The following is a 3,176-nucleotide window of genomic DNA, read 5'->3' as shown; positions in this document are numbered from 1 at the left end:
CTGCCGGTCGCGACGACGCCGATGGGCAAGGGTGTCGTGCTCGACACCGCCGAGCTGAGCGTCGGCGTCGTCGGCAATTACATGGGGCCGCACGGGGTTTCGCACGGCATGCGCGAGTGGCTGGCCGGGGTCGACACGGTCCTGTTCGCCGGCTCCCGCACGAACGAGAACGGCACCGACGGCTGGCGCCTGTTCCCACCCGGGGCCACCTTCATCCACCTCGATATCGACCCGGCCGAGATCGGCCGCAACTACCCTTCGCTACGCCTGGTCGGCGACGTCCGGACCGGCGTCGACGACCTCGCGGCCGCGCTGCGCGAGCTCGACCTGAGCAAGCGCGCCGCCGACCGGCCCGCGCTCATCGACCGAATCGTGCACTCGCGCATCGCGTTCGAGGCCGCAACGGCCGCGGTCCGCGCCTCGACGCGGCAGCCGCTGCGGCCCGAGCGGGTGGCCGACGAGATCAATGCGCTGCTGCCCGACGACGCCGTCGTCGTCGCGGACGCCAGCTACTCCTCGATCTGGGTGGCCAACTACGTGCGGGCCACCACCGACCGGCAGCGATTCCTGTTGCCGCGCGGCATGGCCGGGCTCGGCTGGGGCCTGCCGCTGGCCCTCGGCGCCAAGGCGGCGCGACCGTCCGCGCCGGTCATCTGCCTGGTCGGCGACGGCGGCTTCGCGCACTGCTGGGCCGAGCTCGAGACCGCCGTCCGCGAACGCCTGCACGTGGTCGTGGTCGTGCTCGACAACGCCGTCCTCGGCTATCAGAAGCACGCCGAGATCGTCCAGTTCGGCAGGGCCACTTCAGCCGTCGAGCTCGGCCGGGTCGATCACGCCCAGATCGCCACCGCGTGCGGCGCGCACGGCCACACCATCCGCACGGATGCCGAACTGCGCGAGGCGCTTTCGAAGGCGATCGCCGAGCCGGCCACCACCGTGCTCGACGTCGTCACCGACGCCGACGCCTACCCGCCGATCACCGGCTGGGAAACCAACTCGGCGCTCACCGGCCTGAAGCGCGATTGACCCGACCGACAACACTTTTCGAGATAACGGAGACTTCCAGCGATGCGTGAAGCGGCTGAACTGCTCGCCACCCTGCCGACCGGCCTCTGGATCGGCGGCCACCAGACAGCGACGGAACACACGTTCCCCGTGTACAACCCGGCGACGGGACAGGTTTTGACCGAGGTCGCCGACGCGACGGCCGGGCACGGCGCTCGAGCGCTCGCGGCAGCCGCCGAGGCGCAGGCCGGGTGGGCGGCGACACCGTCGCGGACGCGGGCCGAAATACTAAGGCGCGCTTGGGAATTGGTGATGGCCCGGCGTGACGACTTCGCGTTGCTGATGACTCTGGAAATGGGCAAGCCACTGGCCGAGAGCCACGGCGAGGTCACCTACGGCGGGGAGTTCCTGCGCTGGTTCGCCGAGGAGGCGGTGCGCGTGCACGGCCGCTACACACACTCCCCGTCGGGCGGCGGGCGCATCCTCGTCACCAAGCAGCCCGTCGGCCCGACCTTGGCCATCACGCCGTGGAACTTCCCGCTGGCCATGGGCACCCGCAAGATCGCCCCCGCGCTGGCGGCGGGCTGCACGATGGTGGTCAAGCCCGCCGCGGAGACGCCGCTGACCATGCTGCTGCTCGGCCAGGTCTTCGCCGACGCCGGGCTGCCGCCGGGCGTCCTGTCGATCCTGCCGACCTCGCGCGCCGCGGCGCTCACCGATCCGATGTTCACCGATGAGCGATTGCGCAAAGTGACCTTCACCGGTTCTACCGCCGTCGGCAAAACCCTGCTCGCCCAATCGGCTTCGCGCGTGCTGCGCGTCTCCATGGAGCTCGGCGGCAACGCCCCGTTCGTCGTGTTCGCCGACGCGGATATCGATGCCGCGGTCGACGGCGCGATGGCGGCGAAAATGCGCAATATGGGTGAGGCGTGCACCGCGGCGAACCGTTTTCACGTGGACAACTCGGTCCGTGCGGAGTTCACCGCAGCGCTGTCAGAGCGCATGCGCGCCTTGCAGATCGGGCCCGGCCACCTCGACGGGGTGCAGGTCGGGCCGCTGATCAGCGAGCGGCAACGCGACACCGTCGCGGAGCTGGTGCGCGACGCGACGGACAAGGGCGCTCGCGTCACCACGGGTGGTTCGCGCGTCGCGGGCGACGGCTATTTCTACGAGCCGACCGTGCTCGCGGACGTCCCCGCCGACGCCCGTATCCTGCGCGAGGAGGTGTTCGGGCCGGTGGCCGCGATCACCGGTTTCGACGGCGAGGCGGCGGGCATCGCCGCCGCCAACGCCACCGAATACGGTTTGGCCGCATACATTTACACCACCGACCTCGATCGCGCCCTGCGCGTAGCCGAGGCGCTGGAATCCGGGATGGTCGGCGTCAACCGAGGCATCGTCTCCGATGTCGCCGCGCCCTTCGGCGGCGTCAAGGAATCCGGTCTCGGCCGCGAGGCGGGCACGGAGGGAATCGAGGAGTATCTCGAAACCAAATACATTGCGCTGCCGTAGCGCACATGATCAGCCGGCCGGGTCCCCGAGTTCGTCGAGTACCCGCTGACCGATGGCGAAGGCGGCGTTGGCGGCGGGCACCCCGGCGTAGGCGCCGGTGTGCAGCAGGACCTCGGCGATCTCGGCCGGGGTGAGGCCGTTGCCGATCGCGGCGCGCACGTGCATCGCGATCTCCTCGTGCCGGCCGAGGGCGGTGAGCACGGCGAGGGTTATGCAGCTGCGGGTGCGCCGGTCCAGGCCCGGACGGGTCCAGATCGAGCCCCACACCGCCTCGGTGATGTAATCCTGGAAAGGGCGCGTGAATTCGGTGGTGTTCGCCTCGGCCCGGTCGACATGCGCGTCGCCGAGCACCTCCCGCCGGACCCGCGACCCCTGCCGTGCGCGCTCGTTCACGAGTTCTCCTTCAGGTGGCCGAGAATCAGGTCGTTGATGAGGTCCGACTGTTCGGCCGTGGCCAAATGCGCTGCCGAGTCGATGATTTCGAGCCGGGCGTGCGGGATCGCGTCGGCTATCCGCCGCCCGTGCGCCGGCGGGGTCGCCGGGTCGTCCGCGCCCGCGATGACCAACGTCGGCGCGCCGATCGTCGGCAGAAGCGCGGTCTGGTCCATGGTCTCGATCGCCGCGCAGCACGAGGCGTAGCCCTCCGCGGGAACGGCGGC

Annotated in this window: 4 protein-coding genes; 2 read left to right on the top strand and 2 right to left on the bottom strand. The window is 70.6% G+C overall.

Features of this window, described 5'->3' with window-relative positions; translation table 11 throughout:
- A partial coding sequence (locus tag ON39_RS28620) for a thiamine pyrophosphate-dependent enzyme (protein WP_040739047.1) occupies window positions 1-1,026 on the top strand: 1,026 nt, incomplete at its 5' end.
- A gap of 42 nt (window positions 1,027-1,068) precedes the next feature.
- Complete coding sequence (locus tag ON39_RS28615) at window positions 1,069-2,517, top strand: NAD-dependent succinate-semialdehyde dehydrogenase (RefSeq protein WP_040739046.1); 1,449 nt, start codon at window positions 1,069-1,071, stop codon at window positions 2,515-2,517.
- 9 nt (window positions 2,518-2,526) lie between these two features.
- Here the strand turns inward: ON39_RS28615 and pcaC are convergent, their stop codons facing one another.
- The gene (gene pcaC / locus ON39_RS28610) at window positions 2,527-2,910 is read right to left on the bottom strand and encodes a 4-carboxymuconolactone decarboxylase (RefSeq protein WP_040739045.1); all 384 of its coding nucleotides are present in this window, start codon (window positions 2,908-2,910) and stop codon (window positions 2,527-2,529) included.
- A partial coding sequence (locus ON39_RS28605; RefSeq protein WP_040739044.1) for an alpha/beta fold hydrolase occupies window positions 2,907-3,176 on the bottom strand: 270 nt, incomplete at its 5' end. The genes pcaC and ON39_RS28605, both read right to left, overlap by 4 nt.

Origin of the sequence: Nocardia tenerifensis NBRC 101015 (assembly GCF_000308715.1) — a bacterium.
In the GTDB taxonomy this organism is placed as follows: domain Bacteria; phylum Actinomycetota; class Actinomycetes; order Mycobacteriales; family Mycobacteriaceae; genus Nocardia; species Nocardia tenerifensis.
Note: the sequence above shows the minus strand (reverse complement) of the source record. Positions and strands in the feature narration are given on the sequence as shown.